The following is a 23,077-nucleotide window of genomic DNA, read 5'->3' as shown; positions in this document are numbered from 1 at the left end:
CGTTTGTTTTTTTAGTCCTTTTGGGCTTGAAAACCTTGGGATATGATGCCGAAACCTATGAGATGCTGGGAAGAAACCTATGAGTTATGATGAAAGAAACTATGAGTTGTGGGGGAGAAAACTATGACTTATTTTTTTAAAACAATTCAAGATGAGAAAACGAAAATGCGGAAAAAGTCCCGATAGTGGTGCCAAAAGTTGCTTTTTTAGGCACTTTTTGCACCACTATCGGGCTTTTGGCAAATGAAACTTACTATCATGCGTTATCCTGCCTTCGATACACTCTATGCCATAGTATTTTAGCGTAGAAGAGACTGAAAGATACTGAAACTTGTAAAATAAGCTGTTCTGAATACCCCGAAACATGTAAAATAAGCTGTTCTGATGAGTTAAAAACATGTAAAATAAGGCTTTCCTCATTATTTTTTCTTACCTTTGTTCGCCCCGAAAAAACAACGGGATTGGGTTGTGGAAAGGGGGAAAGAGAAAATAGAGATAAATATAAATATAAGAAATGAACAAATTAAAAGCTTTATTGGGTTTCGACTCAAAGACTACTACGGTCAAGACTGAGTTGGTTGCTGGTATGACTACCTTCCTGACCATGTGTTACATCCTGGCAGTAAACCCTACCATCCTTGCTACCACAGGTATGGACAAGGGAGCTCTCTTTACTGCCACAGCCATCGCTTCAGCCATCGCCACCTTCCTGCTGGCTTTCATGGCAAAGTTGCCTTTCGCCCAGGCTCCTAGTATGGGACTGAATGCCTTCTTCGCCTTCACCCTTTGTCAGGCTATGGGCTTGACCTGGCAGCAAGCTTTGGCGGTGTTGCTCGTAGAGGGTATCATCTTCCTTGCCATCACCTTTCTCAATATCCGCGATAAGATATTGGAGTGTATTCCGAAGAATCTCCGATTCGCCATTTCGGCTGGTATCGGTATGTTTATCGCTTTTATCGGTTTGAAGAATGCGGGCATCATTACTGCCAATGCGGATACTTTCGTGCAGCTCGGCAAGTTTACACCAGTCAGCATCCTGGGTCTCATCAGCATCCTGCTCTGCGGCTGTCTGATGGCGAGAAGAGTGAAGGGCTCTTTGTTTATCGCCATCATCATCTCTACATTGATAGGTATTCCGATGGGCGTAACCCAGTTCTCTGACAACTGGATGCCGGTATCTACCCCTCACAGCATCGCTCCTATCTTCTGCCAGTTCGATTTCACCGGCTTCTTTACTCCTAAGATGTTCATGGTGGTATTCTCCCTGTTGCTTGTCAATATCTTCGATACCATCGGAACGGTTCTGGGATTGGTTTCCAAACTCGGTGTCAAGGAAAATGAGAAGGGCGAGATTCCGGGTGTGAAGGAGGCGATGATGAGTGATGCCATCGGTACTACAGCCGGTGCATTGCTGGGTAGCTCTACCATCACCACTTATGTGGAGAGTGCTTCGGGCGTTGCCGAGGGTGGTAAGTCGGGTCTGACATCTTTCTTTGTTGGCTTGATGTTTATCCTGAGTATCTTCCTGGCTCCAATCTTCCTGCTGATTCCGAGCGCAGCCACCAGTGGTGCCCTGGTAATGGTGGGTGTATTGATGATCGATTCGTTCAAGAAAATTGAGTTGGAGGATATCTCCGAGTCATTCCCTGCCTTTATCACGATGATTACGATGGTACTCTGCTACAGTATTGCCGATGGCATCTGCCTTGGTATTCTGAGCTATGTATTGATCAAGATGATGGTGGGCAAGTTCAAGGATCTGAATCCTACGCTGTATATCCTGAGCATCTTCCTGCTCTTCAATTATGTTTTCGGTTAATTAAACGACAGATAAAAAACGAGGCGGCAATCTGCATCACGCAGGTTATCGCCTTTATATTGGTTTATTTTGTTAACCACTTCCAGATAGAAATGATTTATTTGTATCAATTTTCTTGGCATATTGATAAATATCTTGCATTATATTGTTGGCTCTTATCATCATATTGAAGATGTAATCTCTAGAATCAGAAACCGATGGTTCCAGTGATGCCATTCCAATTGGATAATCCTGAGGTGTGAGAATTAATGTGTCTGAAACCTAGTCCGATATAGGGAACACTTCTACTCTTCTTGCAGTTCGGATAGAGGATGAGATCAGCATTATAGGAGGTGTATTTCCAGTCGGCATTTCCGATAGTATTGGTTATGGAGAGACGAAGATCTACCCCTTGTGCGGTAGTCTTAGGGTTGAAGAGTTTGAAGCCCAGTCCACCACCTAAAGCTTGGCTCTTGAAATAAGTCTTCACATCATCTTTCTTGTAGAGGTTGATGCTACCTTCAGTTTTGGCGAAGGCGTAGAAGCGTGGAGTAAGTTGGTAGCCAAGGGCGAAGTTCAAAGTAGTAGGTGTCATACCTTTGTTCTCCATTCCCACGCTAGCATCGAGATCAAATGTCAGATGGTCTAAGATGGAGTAATGTGAGGCATTACTTTCCTCTTGGGCGTGCATAGGCATCGCCAAAGTTGCGGCACCCATGATTAGAATTAAACTTTTCTTCATAATGATCTATCTTGTAATGTTAATATATGGTCCGATAGCCCATTTGTTGTAATGGTCTAAAGAACGAAAACGTAAGCAAAAGTACGAAAATGGCTACGGGTGTAGCCATTCTCCGTATCTTTTATGATATTTTGCACGTTCTTATTTCCTTTGAAACACTTTTTCAAAGTATTTGAGGATATAAATAATACATACAGCTATAATAGCTTTGAATAGCGATGTCTTCCATTCAATACTATCATTGAATATGGCATCGATCATCAAGTTTCCAATAAAAAATGCTATGGTCAAGCCAAGAATGACCATTAAACATTTACTCAAATTCTTGTAGTTTTGCATTGTCCCAATATAATTTACTATTAACTGTTACATTTGTAATCGTTTTGAAATCTTGTTTTTGTTGAGGCTCAATATTTGCTTCATCATAGAGTTGGAATACTTGATCTGCGTATTTTTTTATATCCTCTTTTTTGTCTAGAGTTGATAATTTTGTAACTATCTTCTTTTGGATTATTTCAGCATCTTTTATTCTGTTGTTATTTTCGAATCGTTTTATGTATGATTTGTTAACCTCATCATAGGCACTTTCTATATCGTTCTTCTCTTGTACACATTTTGAAAATGCATTAATTATGTCTTTTGATAGAGCTAAATATTTTGCATAATTTTGTGTTGCTTCAGAAGTGTTTATGCCATAATTCTTAGCATAATTGATACAGTCCTTGAATAAATTATCATAATCAATTTCATTATCTTCCCTTATATATTTGGAGCTTGACATGCTGATTTTATCTAAAATCTTGTTGTGATAATATCCGATGGAATCTGTTTTAAGTGTAGTATTATTTGCATTTACATATGTAGGTGATTCTGTTGTAAGAAGTAGCGAATCTTTTAAGGGTATCTTCATGCTACTTCTTGTTGCCATAGCTTTTGAACAGCTTTCCCAATGGGCATCAAAGGCCCATGAGCATAAAGTGCCTACAATAGGACCAGCAGGTCCGGTAATATATCCTGTTATGCCATCAACTACAGCTGAGAATACTTTACCACCCCATTTATTGAGACTTCTAGTTTGAGGTCCTACATTGTAGGTGTTGTTTAAACTGTCAATAGAAGTACAAAGCTGTGTAAAAGAATTGTTAGCTGTTGTAGAGGTTGCAACACTAGTCATGTCATTAGAGCATGAACTGAACACGAAAGGCACAAAGGCTACTAAAATGCATAAAATCTTTCTCATAATTGTTATTTTATTATTAATAATATTATTAAATCTCTCCAAAATACTCTTTTCCATCTATGTTTATTGTGATGATGTGAGCTTTATTTAGTATATCTTGTGATATCCAAATAGACAAATTGTCATTTGTGGTAGTACATACATTATATATGTTATTTCCGTCAATATCTTCTAAGGCAATAGTTAAGTCTACACCCGTTTGTCGAGAACGAATGTAAATAACGTTCTCGACAATCTCTACAATAGGTGTGCTAACTCTAGGTGGAGCATGACGAATTTGACCATAACTATCAGTCGGGTCTGACGAGTGTACTTGTAAAGGAATAAACTCCCTTTCTGCATAAGCTTTTGTTGTTGCAACAATTAGCAATGCGGTAAATAATAAATGTTTCATAATCTAATAAATTTTTTATTCGGTTGCAAAGATATAGAAAAACAGATGAAGTGCAAAAAAAAAGAGTGTACAGAGAGTGTACAATAGCATATCCATTGATGTACACAAACGTGTATATTAATGGATATGCTTGATTTACAGGTGACTATAAGGAGAGGATTACTTTATCCCAATCTGAAGGTGTTCCTTTTTTCTTAAAAACCTTTATATACATTCTTCTTCTAGATGCTGTTATTGCTTCTTTTGTTACATTAACAAATTTTGCAATATTTGAAGGGGTAACACCTAATTTTATCATTAAACAGATTTTGTATTCTACAGGATTTGTACAGAGGAATGCCTCTAGATTTTTATCAAATTCCGGATACGTAGAGTTTATTAATATTTTGAGATTCCTCCAACCTTCCTCTGATAGTTTATAAGTACCTTCCTTTATTTCTTTGTTAATTGTATTTTGTATTTTGGAAGTGCCTATAGAGTTTTGCTCTGAGTTGAGTTTAGCTTGTGTTTTTAATTCTGCAAGTTTTTCTAATTGTTTCAATTTATCAATTTTAAGTTTAAGCAATTCTTGCTCTTGCTTCATATTCTTAATTTTCATTTGAAAGCTAAAGAATATGATAATCAAGAAAAAAAATGCTATTATAATTGAAATATTTTTGAAATGATTCTTTGCTTTGAGTTTCGTATTTTCTCTTTCTTTTAGATTGTATTGGTACAATTGCTCTGCTTTTTTAGTAGCTTCGCAGTTTTTGAGTTTTTGAACAGAGTCATTGTAGAGTGTAAATTTCTTGAAGTACTTATTGGTAATAGCATCTTTGGATGTTATTTCTTTTAGTAAATTCTCTAAAGCGTAGCGTTTGGATGTGATATTACCGAAATCTAAAATAGCGTTTCGATATATATTTGCAAGTTTCTTGTTGTTATTTTTTGTATATATGTCAAGAGCAGTAACATAAACTCCGTTTTTGTCATTAAGTATATTAATATTGTTGATGCAATAGTTTATGTGAGACAATGCTTTAGTTGTCTCATCTTTTCTATTGTAAGCCACTGCAAGACCATGATGGAAAAGTAGAAGAAGTAAGGTGTCTTTATTTTTTTTTGCCTTTTCTACTCCTAATGAGAAATTTTTCTGTGCTTTTAAAATATTATTTTGTCCTAAATATACTTCTCCCATATCTCTTATGTCATAAAGCATATTTCTGATATTTCCGCTGAGCGAGTCTGCCTGATAGGCAAGGCGCAGTGCCGCTAATGCTTCTTTATTTAAGTCTGTATAGCGATACACGTTTGCCATTTGGCAATAGATGTCTCCTTGCAGGGCATAGTTGTCCTTGGCAACCTTCTCGTTCGCTTTCTGATAAAACTTGAGTGCTTCGGGTTTGTCGCCAATTTCGTAGTATACTCTTCCTGCATAGAAGTATGCTTCGGCAAGCAGGTTGTCTTCACCTGCATGCTCAAAATATGAAACTAATGAGTCGATGACAAGTTTCTGATTCGTAATGGGACGATATGCCTTGTCGCTTGCCTTTAATTTCAAAAGCTGGCAATACCTTTGATTGGCAGTGGACATGTTCGGCTCTGCCTGGCAGATACTGTCAAGCATTTTGCTTCCTTTCTCTGTATCTGCTGAAAGCACTTGGTCTGCTTTCTTGAGTGCAGGAGAAAAACTCTGTTTACATCCAGCAAAAAGAGCAAGAAGTAATATGATAATTGTTGATATGACGAATTGCTTTCTTTTCATCTGTTGTTTTTGTTTAATATCGTGCAAAAATACAACTTTTATTTTCAATTACCAAATTTTTGTGCGCAAAACTTATAAGTTGATAGTAAAATAAGTTTTAAGGTGATAGACAATCATAAAAAACGAGGCGGCAAACTGCATCACGCAGGTTGCCGCCTTCTCTTTTCTAACTAACTTTCTTATCAACTATTCAAAATGTTATTACCTATATATGGATTCCAGGGCATTCTGCCCTGGATGTAGTCTGTTATTTCAATCTGATGATATTCAGCGAGCTGGCTGGAATCTCTACCGTAGCACCGTTCTTCTCTGTAGTTACGTAGTTTTCTACAGGATAGATATTGGTAGGATTGTCGATGGTGTTCTCCTCCAGACCATTCTTGGCAGAAAGGCGGATGAGCTTGCCATTCTTGATTTCCTTGCCTTGAAGATTAATCTTCGCTGTGGTGTGCTCGGTGCTGGTGTTGGCAATCTTCAGGATTACCTCGCCCGTCTGTTCATCAAGTGTGGCTGTAGAGAAGATGCCAGGAAGGGTGTTTGCCTTCAACTTGGTAGAGAATATTTCCTTGCCATCCAACTTGGCGAAGATGCTGTCGCCTACTACTTTCAGCTCGATGCCATACCACTTGCCGGTTTCGATGCTGCCTGGGGTAGTAGCTATCTGACTCTTGGCACCATTCACGATAGACTCCACACCGTGCTGGGTATTGTTCCAGCCACCGAGGTTCAACCAGCAGTAGTTGTTCTTATCCACGTAGTTAAAGATGATGAGGAAACCTTCGTTTCCGGCATCCTTCTTCGCGCGTACCTTATATATATAGCCGTTGCTGGTAATCTCGCCTGGGTTCAGACGGATGCAGCTCTCTTCGTTGCTGGTCTGCTTGATGAGGCTACCCTCAGTCTTCCACTGTCCACGGATATCGGTAGGCAACTCCTGCAAGGTCATCGGCAGCGCCTTTCCGTTCTCATCGCTGTAGCCCTTGTCCTCGAAAGAAACCTGAGTGCCCCATGTTCCCATACCTACACGGCAGATAGCTGGCTTCACCTGAGTCTGCTCATATTTGTATGGATTCTCCTGGTTCACCTTCAGTACACGGGTACCGATGTTGTTTGCCATCACGTTCTGAACGTAGTAAGATGGAGTTCCGAATACCTTGTCTGATGTATACTGAATCATATCCGGTGCCCACATACGGTTGTTGAGGTTGGCGAAGATAGGAGCGTAGGATGCCATGGTCACGATGTCAGAGTTGTTCTCGATGCCCATCATATAGACAGCCTCACCGAGTGCAGCATCGAGCGAACCCATATTGCCGAAGCCCTGGGTTACGGCATATTCACCTACATAAATCTCGCTGCCCTTACGGTCGTAGTTATCATACTTGTTGAAGTTCTCGGCAAACCAGGCAGGATTTCTGTAGTAGTGCTCGTCGAGGAGTTCTACGCTCTCGTTGCTTTCCCACTTAGGATTGTCATCGCCCCAAGCCACCACGTTACCGATGAGGTGCATCTTAGGATATTTTGCCAGAACCGCATCCTTGAACTTCTTGAAGCGCTCGTAGTAATGGTCGCTCTGAGCCGCAGGATCCGGCTGGTTGTTCTCATTACCAATCTCCAGATACTCGATATTGTATGGTTCCGGATGACCGTTCTTAGCACGGAGCGCACCATATTTAGAGGTAACAGGACCGTTGGCATACTCCAGGGCATTCATGCACTCATCAATCCAAGGCTGGATGCTGTCTACAGGAGTCATACCGCCGTGCCACAAACCTACGTTTACAACATAGAGAGGTTTGGCGTTCAGATCCTCGGCAAGCTGCAGATACTCATCGAATCCCATACCGTCGCTGGTACGGTAGCGCCAGTTTACGTTCTTATGGCCCGGACGTTCCTCGATAGGACCGATAGTCTTCTCCCAATGGAAAGCATTCTCAGGAGATTCCTGTCCCTCTACGTAGCAACCGCCAGGGAAGCGGACGAACTTAGGATGGATGTTATAGAGAAGCTGAGCCAGGTCAGGGCGCAAGCCATTCTCGCGATTCTTGAAAGTAGGAGGGAAGAGGCTTACCACATCGAGAACGATGGTACCCTTTCCGTCGGCTACGAGTTCAAACTGAGCCTTGGCATCGTTTCCGTTGGCAGTCAACTCAGCCGTATATTTGGTCCACTTCTTGCCAACCTTGGCATTGAGGGTGGTTTCTGCGTAAACCTTATCGCCCTTGGCGTTGGTGAGGCGAGCCTTCAATCCGCCCTTGTAGCTACCCTTAGCCCAGAAAGAGAGTTTATAGGTTCTGCCCTGCACGGCGTTGATTCCCCAGAAACCCTCATTGATGAGAGAGGCTGTAGCTGCAGGCTTGGCAGCGATGGTAAGCTGGAGTGCCTTGCCCTGTGCATTGTTGAGCAAACCCTTATTGATGAGTTGTGCATTGATTTTTGCACCTTCTTGAGCGGCAGTTTTCCAGGTAGGAATATTCTTGTCATCGTCTTCGAAAGAACGGTTGCTGATGAGTTCGGCATAGAGACCGCCATCTGCAGCATGGTTGATATCCTCGAAGAAGATACCATAGAGGTTAGGAGATACCTTGATACCTGGGTTAGAGGCATCTACATTGATGGAAACCTGTGCGTTGGATGCCAAAGCAGAGGCCAATACTGCTGAAAGTAAAATCTGTCTTTTCTTATTCATTTCTTATTCTTAGGTTTGTTTGTTTACTTGTTGGTTGGCATGAAACCAAGCTAAGCCTAAATTCATGCCGCTATTAATACACAGTTGCAAAAGTACACAAAAAACACAAAGAAGAGGTGGACAAAAAGCGAATTATAGTGTAAAAGGTGGATTTTCTGATGAAAATCCACCTTTTGTTTATTGTTGGTAAATAAAATCGGTTTTAATATAGTAATACCAGTCCGGCAAAAGCCGAGTAGAGTATCATGCGGATAGGATTGATCTTCATCACCTTCACGCCGATAAAGGTGGCAAAGAAGAGGGCGATGGAGATGTAGAAATGCCAGGGATTGGCTGGCGTAGAGAAGTTCTCGCCATTCATCAGGAGCAGGGCTGCGGCTCCTACCAGACCGACAATGGCTGGGCGAAGACCGATGAAGATGCTCTGGACGGCTGAGGTGTTCATATACTTGTACAGTATCTTGCTGATAAGAATCATCAAAACCAAGGATGGGAGTACCAGCGCAAAGGTTGCCATGGCACTTCCGAGTACAGCCATCATGCCACTCATGCCGGCATTATGGACAGCTGTATAGCCACAGTAGGTGGCGGTGTTGATACCGATAGGTCCCGGTGTCATCTGAGAGATGGCAACCACATCGGTAAACTCTTGCATCGTCATCCAATGATACTGCGTAACAACCTGTCCCTGAATCAGGGATATCATGGAATAGCCTCCTCCGAATCCGAAGATGCCTATCTGAATGAATACGATGAAAAGCTGAAGAAATATCATATATATATAATAATGTGTAAAGTTAATAGGGCATTCCTACAATAAGGCGTAGCCCCTATAAACTATTAACTATAAACTTTTAACTAATCTTATTCCGTTGGCTGGATAAACTGTCCATAGATGTAGCCACCTACGGCAGCTGCGATAATCACCCAGATTGGGTTGACGCCCAAAAGCCAGATCAGAAGGGCGGATAGAATAGGAATCCAGCAGTTGACAAGCGAAATACCGGCACTCTTGGCAAGCGAGAATGTAGGTACGGCTATCAATGCTACGACGGCAGGACGGATGCCTGCAAACATGGCAGCAACAACCTTGTTGTCTTCAAACTGATGGAAAAACATGGCTATCGCTAAGATAATAAGGAACGATGGCAACGAAGCGCCGAGGGTGCAGACGATGGCTCCCGGTGTCTTTGCCAACTTATATCCGAGCAGGGAACTCATGTTGATGGCCAAGGCGCCCGGACAAACCTGGGTAGTAGCAATGGCATCCAAGAATTCCTCCTTCGTCATCCAATGATGCTTGTCGACGACTTCGGATTCTATAATAGGAATCATGGCATAGCCACCACCAAAGGTGACTATGCCAATCTTCATAAATGTCTTAAATAATGAAATATACTTCATTATAGTTTATAATTTATAGTTTATAGTTTACGGCAATCTTGCTTTCAACTATAAACTATTAACTTTTAACTATGATTTTACTCTTTCTTCAATCCACTGACGTGCATTGACAAATGCCTCAATCCAAGGAGTAACCTCGTCGTTGCGGCGATCAGCTGGATACCAGGCGTTCTGCCATGGGAAGATGGCACGTTCCAAGTGTGGCATCATAGCCAAGTGGCGGCCATCTGCAGAGCAGATACCTGCTACATTGTAGTCACTGCCGTTAGGATTACCTGGATACTCAGCGTAGTTGTACTTCGCAATGATGTTGTAGTGATCCTCTGGCTCAGGCAAGTAGAAACGGCCCTCGCCGTGAGCTACCCAGATACCGAGCTTATCACCGCTCAGGCTACCGAACATCACACTGTCGTTCTGAGGAATGGTCAAACCGAGGAATGTGCTCTCGAACTTCTTGGATGTGTTGTGGCAGAGGTGTGAACGATGCTTGTGCTCAGGATTGATGAGGTTCAACTCAACCATCAGCTGGCAACCGTTGCAGATACCGAGTGAAAGGGTATCCTCACGGGCATAGAACTTATCGAGTGCCTCTTTAGCCTTAGGATTGTAGAGGAATGCACCAGCCCAACCCTTGGCAGAACCGAGAACATCGGAGTTAGAGAAACCACCGCAGAATACGATGAAGTTCACATCCTCCAGAGTCTCACGACCAGAAATCAAGTCGGTCATCATCACATCCTTTACATCGAAGCCAGCGAGATACATAGAGTATGCCATCTCACGCTCACCATTGGTACCCTTCTCACGGATGATAGCTGCCTTGATGCCAGATGGCTTGCGACGGTTAGCGTCGAGGCTGTAGCTAGCGAGGGTTCCCTTGAAGCCATAACCGAAGTTCATCTCGATAGGCTGCTTCTTATAGTTGGTGTAACGCTTCTTAGCCATACCGTTCATGCTCTGCTTGCGGTCGAGGAGGTAAGATGTCTTATACCAGTCGTCGCGCAAAGCATCGATATCGAACTCGTGCTCGAAGCCTTCCTTCTTGATGATAATCTTGCGGAGCTCAGGAGCTGGATAACCAATCTTGGCATAACCGATACCGTTCTCATCGAAGAATGCTTTCAACTCGTCCTTGTGAGCATCGCTTACCTGGATGACAACACCTGGGTTCTCTGCGAAGAGAGTCTTGATGATGTCGGCATCTGCGATGTCGTGGAGGTTGATCTTCATACCGCCCTCTACGTTGGCGAATGTCATTTCGAGGAGAGTTGTAATCAAACCACCGGCGCTGATATCGTGACCAGCCATTACCCAACCACGGTTGATGAGTTCCTGTACGGCGTTGAAGCAGTCAACGAAGTACTCTGGGTTCTTGACGGTAGGAACATCGCTGCCCACCTTGCCCAGGCTCTGAGCGAAAGCAGAACCACCGAGACGCTGCTCGTCGAAACTGAAGTCGATATGGTAGAGGCTAGAGTTCTTGTCGTTAACGAGAACTGGGCTAACCACCTTCTTGACATCTGAAACCTCACCACCAGCACTTACGATAACGGTACCCGGAGCGATGATCTTCTCGCCGTTAGGATACTGCTGGGTCAAAGAGAGAGAGTCCTTACCTGTTGGTACGTTTACGTGGATGGCGCAGCAGAAGTCTGACAATGCCTTCACACCCTCGTACAGACGGGCATCCTCACCCTTCTGACTGCGGCAAGGCCACATCCAGTTGGCTGAGAGGCTGATGCTGTCCATGCCATCTGCCAATGGAGCCCATACGATATTGGTCAATGACTCAGCTACAGAGAGTACTGAACCTGCCTTAGGATCGGCAAGACCAGCCTGAGGTGCATGACCCATTGCTGTTACGATACCCTTCTCGCCACGGTAGTCGAGTGCTACGACACCACAGTCTGAGAGTGGCAACTGAATCTGACCCTGACCCTGCTGACGGGCAATCTTACCTGTTACGGAACGGTCTACCTTGTTGGTCAACCAGTCCTTACAAGCCACAGCCTCCATCTGGAGAACACGCTGCAAGTACTCGTCGAGGTTATCTGCAGAATAAGTTACATCTTCATATTTACGCTCTACGGTCTCATCTACCATCACAGTCTTAGGAGTATGACCGAACATCTGAGCTACATCGAGGTCGAATGGCTTTACGCCGTCAGCCTGCTTGAAGCTGAAGTGAGCATCGCCTGTAGTCTCACCAACCACGTACATTGGAGCACGCTCACGGTCGGCAATCTTCTGAACCTCGCTGATATACTTCTCGTCGATGAGCAAGCCCATGCGCTCCTGGCTCTCGTTGGCGATGATTTCCTTGGCGCTCAAAGTCTTGTCGCCGATAGGCAACTTAGACATGTCGATTTCGCCACCGCACTCTTCTACCAACTCAGAGAGACAGTTCAAGTGACCGGCTGAACCGTGGTCGTGGATGCTGACTACTGGGTTCTCATCGTTCTCAACGAGTGCACGAACCAGGTTGTAGGCACGCTTCTGCATCTCAGGGTTGGCACGCTGAACAGCGTTCAACTCGATACCATTGCTGTAACGGCCTGTATCTACAGAAGAAACAGAACCACCACCGAGACCGATGCGATAGTTATCACCACCTACTACGACCACCTTGTTGCCCTTCTGTGGCTCGCCCTTCTTATAGTCACGCTTCTTGCCGTAGCCTACACCACCAGCAAGCATGATTACCTTATCGTATGCATACTTCTCACCATTCTCCTCGTGCTCGAATGTAAGCACAGAACCGGTGATGAGAGGCTGACCGAACTTGTTACCGAAGTCTGATGCACCGTTGGAAGCCTTGATCAGAATCTGCTCTGGAGTCTGATAGAGCCACTTACGCACTGGCATGATGTCTTCCCAGTCGCGCTCAACATCGCTCTTGCCGTTGTCATCCTTCAAGCGAGGATAAGCAGTCATGTAGCAGGCGGTACCTGCGATAGGCCATGAACCTACACCACCACCCATACGGTCGCGGATTTCACCACCCGTACCGGTAGCAGCACCATTGAAAGGCTCTACGGTAGTAGGGAAGTTGTGGGTCTCAGCCTTCAGAGAGATAACACTCTCGATATCCTTCACCTGGAAGAAATCGCTGGTAGTCTGATCGGCTGGAGCAAACTGCTCGATAACAGGACCCTGAGAGAAAGCCACGTTGTCCTTGTAAGCAGAGAGAATCTTGTTAGGATTCTCGTTGGTGGTCTTCTTGATCATGTTGAAGAGAGAAGACTCCATCTCCTTACCGTCGATGATAAACTGGCCGCCGAAGATCTTGTGGCGGCAGTGCTCTGAGTTGATTTGTGCGAAACCGAAGATTTCGCTGTCGGTGAGAGGGCGTCCGTTCTCTTTCTCCAGCTTGTGGAGATAAGCTATTTCGTCCTCGCTGAGGGCAAGACCCTCTTCCTCGTTATACTTCTCGAGGTCATCGACGTACTTGATAGGTTCTGGCTGGTGGTTCACGGTGAACACATCCTGTCCGATACCGTTGTACATACGCTGGAGCATAGGGTCGTGCTCAGCGTTTTCGCTATCTACAGGGAAGTACTCCTCGATACGCGAAATGCCGTTAAGACTCATGTTCTGAGTAATCTCAACGGCATTCGTACTCCAAGGAGTAATCATTTCACGGCGTGGGCCGACATAGAAGCCCTGCAACTGCTGGGCGTCCTCTAAAGTCGCGTCACCATAAAGCCAACAAAGTTCATTGATTTCGTCCTGAGATGGTTTGTGGTCAATCTCGGTCGCAATCACACTCTTAGATGGAGTTCTAAAAAAAAGAATCATACTTGCTTTCTTTTATATTATTAATGTATTTATTTCTTTTCGAGTGCAAAGATAGTGCAATTTCAAGACACTACAAAATAAAACACTGTTTTTTATGTTTTTTTTGTTGAGATTTGGGCTATTCTTACCTTTAGAGGCTACATTTGACAGCTTTGCCGTAAGAAAAGTGCTTTCAGTTGCCTTTTTTGGTTAAAAAGGTGATAAATAAAGATTTAGAGGTTAAAAATGTCTAAATGCAATTGACAAATGGTGTTTATTCGAGTCTTATCTGTAACTTTGCAGCAGAAAGAAGTGAATCAGCTTCTGAATGCCCTAAGATGTAGAAGCTTCCGGATAACGGATAAAAGCCGGGAGAACTCTAATATAAAAAAGGTAGTAAACGACGCAGAATATACTATAATCAATTAATAATAACAAGAAAATTTAAATTAGAAAGAATATGAAACAGACAAAGTTAATGGTAATGGCAATGATGGCTGTAGCTCTGATGGCTACAAGCTGTGCAAGTAAGAAAGATCTTCAGAATTGCCAGAATGAGAATAAGGAATTGTCAAGTAACTATCAGGCTACCAAGGAGAAATTGGCAGCTACAGAGGCTAGTCTGGCAGCAGCCCAGGAGCAGCTCGCTACTGCAAAGAGCGATTACGCTAAGTTGCAAGGCTCACTTGACAAGAGTTTGAACAATGCAAGCCAGAACAATGTGAGCATTGAGAAACTCGTTGACCAGATTAACGAGAGCAACCAGTATATCCGCCACCTGGTTGAGGTAAAGAGCAAGAGCGATTCGCTCAACATGGTTCTTACCAACAACCTGACCCGCTCTTTGAGCAAGGAAGAGATGAAGGAGGTTGATGTTCAGGTTCTGAAGGGTGTAGTTTACATCTCTCTGGCTGACAATATGCTCTATCAGAGTGGTAGCTATGAGGTGAACAGCCGTGCTCAGGAAACATTGAGCAAGATTGCTAAGATCATCACAGACTACAAGGATTACGACGTGCTCGTAGAGGGTAATACCGATAACGTACCAGTAAGCACTACAAGTGCCAAGATGAAGAATATCCGCAACAACTGGGACCTCTCTGCTCTCCGTGCAGCTTCTGTTGTTCAGTACTTGCAGGATCACTTCGGTGTAAATCCTAAGCGTCTTACTGCTGGTGGCCGCGGTGAGTACAACCCTGTAACAACTAACGATACAGAGGTAGGCAAGCAGCGCAACCGCCGCACTCAGATTATCATCACTCCTAAGCTCGACCAGTTCATGGACTTGATCGACAAGGCTCCAGAGGAGAAGTAAAAAGACTATTTAAAGGTAAAAAGGTAAAAAGGTAAAAAGGTAAAAGGGTAAAAAAGTAAATAAGTAGAGGCATCAGTGAGTTTTCGGGCTCATTGATGCCTTTTTAGGTATAAATATACAGGTTTTATGTTTTAAGTACGTAAAAAAGTGCTTTTTGTTATCATTTTGCTAGAATTATTCTTAATTTCCTTTCTTTTCTTGATTATTTTTATTAATTTTGCAGGCAAAATATCAAGGGTACACTTGGCTGCCCTGATCATTGTACATTGTAAATTATTAATTATACATTATATTGTGTTATGGAAAAGATTAAGATGACAACTCCATTGGTAGAGATGGACGGTGATGAGATGACAAGAATTCTCTGGAAGATGATTAAGGACGAACTGATTCTTCCTTTCGTTGATTTGAAGTCTGAGTATTATGATCTCGGTCTGCCTTGTCGCGACCAGACCAATGACCAGGTAACCATCGACTCTGCTGAGGCGGCTAAGAAATATGGCGTGGCTGTGAAGTGTGCTACTATCACTCCTAATGCACAGCGTATGGACGAGTATAAACTCCACAAAATGTGGAAGAGCCCTAATGGAACTATCCGTAGCATCATGGACGGTACCGTATTCCGTGCTCCTATCACCATCCCAAGCATCCACCCTTGTGTAAAGAACTGGGAGAAGCCTATTACCATCGCCCGTCATGCTTACGGCGATGTATACAAGAGCGTGGAACTTCGTGCTGATGAGCCAGGTACAGCCAAACTCGTGTTCGAGGGTAAGAGCGGCAAGAAGCAGGAGATAGAGATTCATTCTTTCGATGGTGCTGGCGTTATCCAGGGCATGCACAATACTGATAAGAGTATCCGCAGCTTTGCTCACAGCTGCTTCAAGTTTGCCATTGATACCAAGCAGGATCTCTGGTTTGCTACCAAGGATACCATCTCTAAGACTTATGATGCCCAGTTCCGTAAAATCTTTGAGGAAGTATATGAGAGCGACTATAAAGAGAAGTTTGCAGAACTCGGTATCGAGTATTTCTATACATTGATTGATGATGCAGTGGCTCGTGTTATCCGCAGCAAGGGCGGCTTTATATGGGCTTGCAAGAACTATGACGGTGATGTGATGAGCGATATGCTCAGTACAGCCTTCGGTTCTCTGGCGATGATGACTTCTGTATTGGTTTCTCCTGACGGCAAGTATGAGTATGAGGCAGCACACGGTACCGTGACCCGTCACTACTATCGCTACCTGAAGGGTGAAGATACATCTACCAACCCGATGGCTACAATCTTTGCATGGAGCGGTGCGTTGAGAAAGCGTGGCGAACTGGATGGCATCAAGGAACTTCAGAACTTTGGCGACCAGTTGGAGGCTGCATGTTTCGATACTTTGAATGATGGTATCGCTACCAAGGATCTCGTAAACCTGATGGAAGGTGTTGAGGCTAAGGCTGTAAACTCTGCCGGCTTTATCGCTGCCATCCGCGAGCGTCTGGAAAAGCGATTGGCATAAAAACAATAAGACCTGGGGTGATTAACCTCAGGTCTTATTGTTTTAGTTATTTTTAGTTTAAATCTTGATTCTTTTTCTTGCGTTTACGCAAAGCGTCTGAATAAACCTTAAACAAATCAATGTTCAGCAACTGACAGATATGGTAAAGCATACCCGTATCTATAGTGGCTCTGCCGTATACCTTATATATATTAGTACGATGGCAGCCTAATTGCTCAGCAAGCCATACTGTGGTCTTGCCTTGCTTGTTTAATTCCTCTTTGATGATTTCACCGATTAAGGGAATTGCATTTACTTTATCTTTCATACTCTTTCAGTTGTGTTATATGCTCACTTATAGTTATATCGGGTGCAAAAGTAGTATTTCTGTTTCTAACTAGCAAAGAAACATGTAGCGAATTTGGAACACTAAGTTAAAATGTGTAACAAAATACTCGTTTTTTTATATTTTTTTTCTCTAAAGAACTAAATGTCACGAAATTGTAACTGAATGTAACGCTTATTACGAAAGAAAAGTCGTAATTTTGCAGCGGTATTTTAAATAACATGAAATATGGAAGAGAATATGAAAAGAATACTTGTTGTTGATGATGAGCAAGACTTGTGTGAGATTCTGAAATTCAATCTCGAAACAGAAGGATATGAAGTAGAAACAGCCAATTCGGCAGAAGAGGCTTTGGAGATGGACATCGCTTCGTTCGATCTGCTGCTACTGGACGTCATGATGGGAGGAATGAGCGGTTTCCAGCTGGCTAAGCAGTTGAAGGGCAATCCGATGACAGCCAATGTTCCGATTATCTTCCTTACAGCCCGAGATACGGAAAACGATACGGTGACAGGATTCAATATCGGTGCCGATGATTATATCTCGAAACCTTTCTCTATCCGAGAGGTGATGGTCAGAGTGCGTGCCGTCTTGCGCCGTACGGCTGAACAGGCTGGTGATGCTGATGAATCGAAGATCATCAACTATCAGGGACTGCAGTTGAATCTGGACAAGAAGACGGTGAGCATCGATGGTGAGGCAATCCCTTTCACCAAGACCGAGTTCGAACTCCTGCGTCTTTTCCTCGAAGAGCGCGGCAAGGTCTTCTCACGTCAGGAACTTATCGACCGGGTATGGCCTAAGGATGTGATGGTACTCGACCGCACGGTGGATGTCAACATCACCCGTATGAGAAAGAAGATTGGTAAATTTGCCAAGTGCATCGTTACCCGTCTGGGGTTTGGTTATTATTTTGATGCGTAATTAAAATGTTTAAGTTAAATAGTGTAGGTAGGAAGTTGTACTTCAGTGTACTGGCGGTGTTCCTTGTGTTCGCCGTCAGTTTTATCGTGTTCCAGCAGGCACGAGAGAAGCAGTATAAAATAGGTACGCTTACTATCAAGCTGGAAAATTATAATGAACTGTTGGCAGAAGATCTGGCGCTCTCTCCTGGTGAAGGAATTATTCTGCAGGATAGCATTCACAATAGGGATGTGATTGTGGCTCATGAGAAGTTGAAGGCTTTTGTACGCGAACATGAAAGCAAGGACCTTCGTGTTACGCTGGTGCGCCCGAACGGTAAGGTGATTTATGACAACATGAGTTCCGACTATGATCAGTTTGCCAACCATGCTAAACGTGAGGAAATAGCAGAGGCCTTGAAAAACAGGGTAGGCTCAAGCGTGGAGCGACAGTCTAAAACCCTGAAGCATGATTATTTCTATGTGGCTTCTTATTTTCCGGAAAGCAAGCTCATCATCCGTACGGCACTACCTTACAATAATGATTTGGCAAAATCGCTGCAGGCTGACCAGCATTTCATCTGGTTTGCCATCGTAGCCGTCATTCTGCTTACCATCGTGCTCTACCGTTTTACGGACCGTCTGGGTAAGAATGTCTCCAAACTGAGCATCTTTGCTTATAAGGCAGATCACAACGAGAGTCTTGAGGTGGAAGATCTCGCCAAGTTCCCTAACGATGAGTTGGGCGAGATAGCCGAGCGTATCATCAAGATGTATAAGCGCATACAGACCACCCGATGTGAACAGGATGTACTGAAGCGGCAGCTTACCCAGAATATAGCTCACGAGCTGAAGACTCCTGTGGCAAGTATCCAGGGTTATCTGGAAACGATACTCGACAATCCGCATATCAACGAAGAGATGAAGTCGCAGTTTCTGCAGCGCTGTTATGCCCAGAGCGAGCGTCTCACCTCTCTGCTCCGCGACATCTCTACCCTGAACCGGTTGGATGACGGTTCGGATATGCTAGATTTCGAGGCGGTAGACATTACGCAGATGGTGAGTGAAATAGCCCGTGAGACGGCGCTGGAAAGAGAGTCACACAAGATGACTTTCGAGAATCTTCTTCCCGACCAGCATATTATCGTGAAGGGTAACCGCAGTCTGCTCTATAGTGTGTTCCGCAATCTTACCGACAATGCCATAGCCTATGCCGGTGAAGGGCGTAAGATAACGTTGAGTGCCAAGGAGCAGGGCAATAAGTGGCATTTCATCTTCAGTGATAACGGTCAGGGTGTTCCTGCCGAGCATCTCTCCCGTCTATTTGAGCGTTTCTATCGGGTAGATAAGGGACGCAGCCGCAAGATGGGTGGCACCGGTTTGGGTCTTGCTATCGTCAAGAATGCCGTTCTCCTGCATGGCGGAACCATCCGTGTGAGCAATCAGCAGGAAGGCGGCTTGAAGTTTGAATTTACGCTTAAGAAATAAAAATGTTTTTTGAATAAAATATCTAAGCGGCAAATATAAATAATCAAGTGGCTGATAAAGGTACTTAAGTAGTAAATATAGGTAAAGAAAGGCAAGACTTCTGAGAAACTTCTGAATGAGGTTTTACAGAAACCTTGCCTTTTTTGTATTTTAAAACATTTTTGTTTTCTTTTGTAAACTTTGCTTAAATTTATTATTTCTGACTTTTTTCTGTTAAAAGTATAGACGATATTTCTAAATATTGACGAAAATCAAGAAAAACTAACTTTTTTCTATAAAAATATCGATAAAGTTTGCATTAATTCAATACTTTTTCTTATCTTTGCACCCGTAAAGTAATGAGAGAGATTTAAAAAAGTGTAAGAAGAGAAAAAATAATTATATAAAGTTATAAGAGTTGTTTAATTTTTAAGAGAGGATTTTATGGAAAAAAGATTGCTTTTCTTGTTAGTCAATCTCTTCCTTTTATGTGGGGGGGCATTGGCTCAAACGAAAGTAACAGGTACCGTAGTTTCTCAGGAAGATGGTGAACCTGTCATCGGTGCATCTGTCGTAGTCGTCGGAGCGGCACGTACAGGTACCGTCACCGATATTGACGGTCACTTCTCTTTGGAGGTACCTGCTGGTAAGAAACTTGTAGTTAGCTACATCGGTATGCAGAGTCAGACCTTGACTCCAGCCGCCAAGATGACTATCCGCCTGAAGGCAGATAACAAGAGTTTGGGCGAGGTGGTTGTAACGGGTATGCAGAAGATGGATAAGCGTTTGTTTACTGGTGCTACTACAAAAATTTCTGGCGACAAGACAAAGTTGGATGGTGTCGCAGACATCAGTCGTGCCTTGGAAGGTAAAGCGGCCGGTGTGTCTGTGCAGAACGTCTCAGGTACTTTCGGTACAGCTCCAAAGATTCGTGTGCGTGGCGCTACTTCTATTTATGGTAGCTCAAAACCTCTTTGGGTGGTAGATGGTGTTATCATGGAGGACGTAACTGAGGTTGATGCTGATGATTTGTCTTCTGGTAACGCTGAGACCCTTATATCTTCAGCCATAGCAGGTCTGAATGCTGATGATATTGAAAGTTTCCAGATTCTGAAGGATGGTTCTGCTACCTCTATTTATGGTGCACGTGCCATGGCTGGTGTCATCGTTGTTACAACCAAGAAAGGTAAAGCTGGTACAAACCGTATCAACTATACTGGTGAATTCACCATGCGTTTGAAGCCAAGCTACCGCAATTTCAATATCATGAATTCTCAGGATCAGATGGGTGTATATCGTGAGATGTACAACGATGGTTATTTCTCTTTTGAAAAGAGTTTTCGTGCTTCTAACAGTGGTGTCTTTGGCAAGATGTATCACCTGATGAATACATATGATTCGAAGACGGGAACTTTTGGATTGCCTAATACTGAGGAGGCGATGAATAGCTATCTCCAGAAGGCTGAATACCAAAATACCGACTGGTTTGACTTACTCTTCAGTAATAGTATCTCCCAGAATCATTCCGTCAGCATGTCTACTGGTACCGATAAGGCTCAGTATTATACATCTTTCAGTGTGATGAACGATCCAGGATGGTCTAAGCAGAGCAAGGTACAGCGTTATACAGCCAATGTAAATGCTCTTTACAATATTTCGACGAAATTGTCTTTCAATGCCATAGCTAATGCTTCCTATCGTAAGCAGCGCGCTCCTGGTACTACTTCACAGTCTGTAAATAATGTGACAGGTGAGGTGTCTCGTGATTTTGATATCAACCCATATTCTTATGCGTTGAACACTTCTCGTACCATGGATCCTAATGAACTCTATGTGCGTAACTATGCTCCGTTCAATATTTTCCGTGAATTGGAAAACAACTATTTGAGTTTGGATGTGGTTGACATGAAATTCCAGGGCGAATTGAAATATAAGCCAATCTCTAAAGTAGAACTCGCAGTATTGGGCGCTTACAAGTATTCTACAACGACCAATGCCGCTACCATTACTGACCAGAGTAATCAGGCTTGGGCCTATCGTGCGATGGATGATGCTACGATGCGTGATGCAAACCCATGGCTGTATACCGATCCAGACAAGGCAAACTCTTTGCCATTCTCTGTATTGGAAAAGGGTGGTTTTTATCGTGAGACCAAATATAAGATGAATAGCTGGGACTTCCGTGCGACAGCTAGCTATAATGATGTATACAACAAAGACCATATCGTGAACTTATTCGGTGGTTTGGAAATCAATTCACTCGACCGTAGCCGTTCTTATTTTAATGGCGTTGGCATGCAGTATGATATGGGGTATCTCCCTGCTTTCAACTATAACTTCTTCAAGCAGTTGGAGGAGGAGAATGGTCAATATTATAGTTTGGATAATTCATATCAGCGTGAGGCTTCTTTCTTTGGTACTGCCACCTATTCTTATAAGGGTCGCTACACAATTAATGGTACCATTCGTTATGAGGGTTCCAATAAGTTGGGTAAGAGTCGTTCAGCTCGTTGGTTGCCTACTTGGAACGTGTCTGGAGCATGGAATGCTCATGAGGAGAGTTGGTTTACTAAGTTAAATCCAGTTCTTTCTCATCTTACATTAAAAGCATCATATTCATTGACAGCTGATCGAGGTCCTGCTTCCGTTTCTAACTCGTTGGTAGTGATACAGAGTTACAACCCTTGGCGTCCATTTGCCGGTGACAAGGAGACTGGACTTGAGATTTATCGCTTGGGTAATGATGATTTGACCTATGAAAAGAAGCATGAGTTGAACCTCGGTTTGGATATGGGCTTTTTGAATAACCGCATTAATGTGACTTTCGATTGGTATCGCCGCAACAATTATGATTTGATTGGTCCTAAGCGTACCATGGGTATTGGTGGTGAGATCTATAAATATGCCAATGTGGCAAGTATGCGTTCACATGGTGAGGAGTTGACTATTTCCACTCGCAACATTGAGACCAAGGATTTTAAATGGAGTACCGACTTCATTTTCTCTCACTCAAAGAATACTGTAACCGACTTGGATTCACGTGCTAACATCATGCAGATGATTACAGGTACCGGTTTCACAATGAATGGCTATCCTGTTCGCTCTTTGTTCTCTATTGATTTCAAGGGATTGAACAATAAGGGTCTGCCTATCGTTGTGAATCAGGATGGCGAGGAGACAAGCTATGGTGGCGATCTCTACTTCCAGTCAACTACAACAGATTACTTGAAGTATGAAGGTCCAACAGACCCAACCATTAACGGAAGTTTCGGAAATACCTTCTCTTATAAGGGTTTAAAACTGAATGTGTTCATTACATACGCTGCAGGAAATAAAGTACGTCTTGATCCAGCTTTCAGTTCTTCATACTCAGACATGACTGCCATGCCAAAGGAATTTATAAATCGTTGGACTCAAGCCGGTGATGAAGCTTATACGGATGTGCCAGTCATAGCAGACCAGCGCATGAAGCAGAATGACAATTATATTGGTTATCTTTATAATGCATATAACTATTCTACGGCTCGCGTAGCTAAGGGTGATTTCATTCGCATGAAGGAGATTTCTTTGGCTTATGATTTCCCAGGCAAGTGGATTCAGGCCCTTCGCTTGAACAGCGTAAATTTGAAACTTCAGGCTACTAACTTGTTCTTGATTTATTCAGACAAGAAGTTGCACGGACAGGATCCTGAGTTTTTCAACACTGGTGGTGTGGCAACCCCAATGCCACGTCAGTTTACATTGACATTAAGAGTAGGACTTTAAAGAA

At 43.4% G+C, this 23,077-nt stretch carries 15 protein-coding genes; 6 read left to right on the top strand and 9 right to left on the bottom strand.

Annotated elements, in window-relative coordinates:
- Positions 1 to 514: 514 nt before the first annotated feature.
- Positions 515 to 1,819, top strand: coding sequence for an NCS2 family permease (locus KUA48_RS07380; RefSeq protein WP_218432219.1), 1,305 nt, complete (start codon positions 515 to 517; stop codon positions 1,817 to 1,819).
- A gap of 187 nt (positions 1,820 to 2,006) precedes the next feature.
- On the opposite strand, the gene KUA48_RS07375 is transcribed toward KUA48_RS07380, so the two are convergent.
- From KUA48_RS07375 to purL, 8 genes are all read right to left on the bottom strand, one after another.
- Positions 2,007 to 2,540, bottom strand: a complete 534-nt coding sequence (locus tag KUA48_RS07375; protein ID WP_218432218.1) for a DUF481 domain-containing protein — start codon at positions 2,538 to 2,540, stop codon at positions 2,007 to 2,009.
- Between the two features lie 313 nt (positions 2,541 to 2,853).
- Positions 2,854 to 3,780, bottom strand: coding sequence for a hypothetical protein (locus KUA48_RS07370; protein WP_153088669.1), 927 nt, complete (start codon positions 3,778 to 3,780; stop codon positions 2,854 to 2,856).
- Positions 3,781 to 3,808: 28 nt separating this feature from the next.
- On the bottom strand, positions 3,809 to 4,174 hold the full coding sequence (locus KUA48_RS07365) for a hypothetical protein (RefSeq protein ID WP_118255893.1): 366 nt from the start codon (positions 4,172 to 4,174) through the stop codon (positions 3,809 to 3,811).
- Between the two features lie 145 nt (positions 4,175 to 4,319).
- Entirely contained in the window at positions 4,320 to 5,966 is a 1,647-nt protein-coding gene (locus tag KUA48_RS07360) for a tetratricopeptide repeat protein (protein WP_334671772.1), read from the bottom strand.
- 199 nt (positions 5,967 to 6,165) lie between these two features.
- Positions 6,166 to 8,607, bottom strand: a complete 2,442-nt coding sequence (locus KUA48_RS07355; protein ID WP_218432214.1) for an alpha-L-arabinofuranosidase C-terminal domain-containing protein — start codon at positions 8,605 to 8,607, stop codon at positions 6,166 to 6,168.
- 202 nt (positions 8,608 to 8,809) lie between these two features.
- Entirely contained in the window at positions 8,810 to 9,382 is a 573-nt protein-coding gene (locus KUA48_RS07350; protein ID WP_153080024.1) for a chromate transporter, read from the bottom strand.
- An 89-nt stretch (positions 9,383 to 9,471) separates the two neighbouring features.
- On the bottom strand, positions 9,472 to 10,011 hold the full coding sequence (locus tag KUA48_RS07345; RefSeq protein WP_118200147.1) for a chromate transporter: 540 nt from the start codon (positions 10,009 to 10,011) through the stop codon (positions 9,472 to 9,474).
- A 69-nt stretch (positions 10,012 to 10,080) separates the two neighbouring features.
- On the bottom strand, positions 10,081 to 13,809 hold the full coding sequence (purL, locus tag KUA48_RS07340) for a phosphoribosylformylglycinamidine synthase (RefSeq protein WP_217756241.1): 3,729 nt from the start codon (positions 13,807 to 13,809) through the stop codon (positions 10,081 to 10,083).
- Positions 13,810 to 14,248: 439 nt separating this feature from the next.
- On the opposite strand from purL, the gene KUA48_RS07335 reads away from it, so the two are divergent.
- Positions 14,249 to 15,103: an OmpA family protein gene (locus KUA48_RS07335; RefSeq protein WP_217744068.1), complete on the top strand. Its 855-nt coding sequence runs from the start codon at positions 14,249 to 14,251 to the stop codon at positions 15,101 to 15,103.
- A gap of 299 nt (positions 15,104 to 15,402) precedes the next feature.
- The gene (locus KUA48_RS07330) at positions 15,403 to 16,614 is read left to right on the top strand and encodes an NADP-dependent isocitrate dehydrogenase (protein WP_218432212.1); all 1,212 of its coding nucleotides are present in this window, start codon (positions 15,403 to 15,405) and stop codon (positions 16,612 to 16,614) included.
- A 52-nt stretch (positions 16,615 to 16,666) separates the two neighbouring features.
- Here the strand turns inward: KUA48_RS07330 and KUA48_RS07325 are convergent, their stop codons facing one another.
- The gene (locus KUA48_RS07325) at positions 16,667 to 16,921 is read right to left on the bottom strand and encodes a helix-turn-helix domain-containing protein (RefSeq protein WP_117727489.1); all 255 of its coding nucleotides are present in this window, start codon (positions 16,919 to 16,921) and stop codon (positions 16,667 to 16,669) included.
- A gap of 246 nt (positions 16,922 to 17,167) precedes the next feature.
- Here KUA48_RS07325 and KUA48_RS07320 point away from each other — a divergent pair, with 246 nt between their 5' ends.
- The 3 genes from KUA48_RS07320 (at position 17,168) to KUA48_RS07310 (ending at position 23,073) form a co-directional block, all read left to right on the top strand.
- Entirely contained in the window at positions 17,168 to 17,863 is a 696-nt protein-coding gene (locus KUA48_RS07320) for a response regulator (RefSeq protein WP_006848519.1), read from the top strand.
- 5 nt (positions 17,864 to 17,868) lie between these two features.
- Complete coding sequence (locus KUA48_RS07315; protein WP_153080022.1) at positions 17,869 to 19,329, top strand: cell wall metabolism sensor histidine kinase WalK; 1,461 nt, start codon at positions 17,869 to 17,871, stop codon at positions 19,327 to 19,329.
- Between the two features lie 423 nt (positions 19,330 to 19,752).
- Positions 19,753 to 23,073 (top strand): SusC/RagA family TonB-linked outer membrane protein, encoded by a 3,321-nt coding sequence (locus tag KUA48_RS07310; protein ID WP_218432210.1) that lies wholly within the window; start codon positions 19,753 to 19,755, stop codon positions 23,071 to 23,073.
- Positions 23,074 to 23,077: the final 4 nt, after the last annotated feature.

The sequence above is a fragment of the Segatella copri genome (assembly GCF_019249795.2).
Classification (GTDB): Bacteria; Bacteroidota; Bacteroidia; order Bacteroidales; family Bacteroidaceae; genus Prevotella; species Prevotella copri_B.
This window is presented reverse-complemented; position numbering and strand designations above follow the sequence as displayed.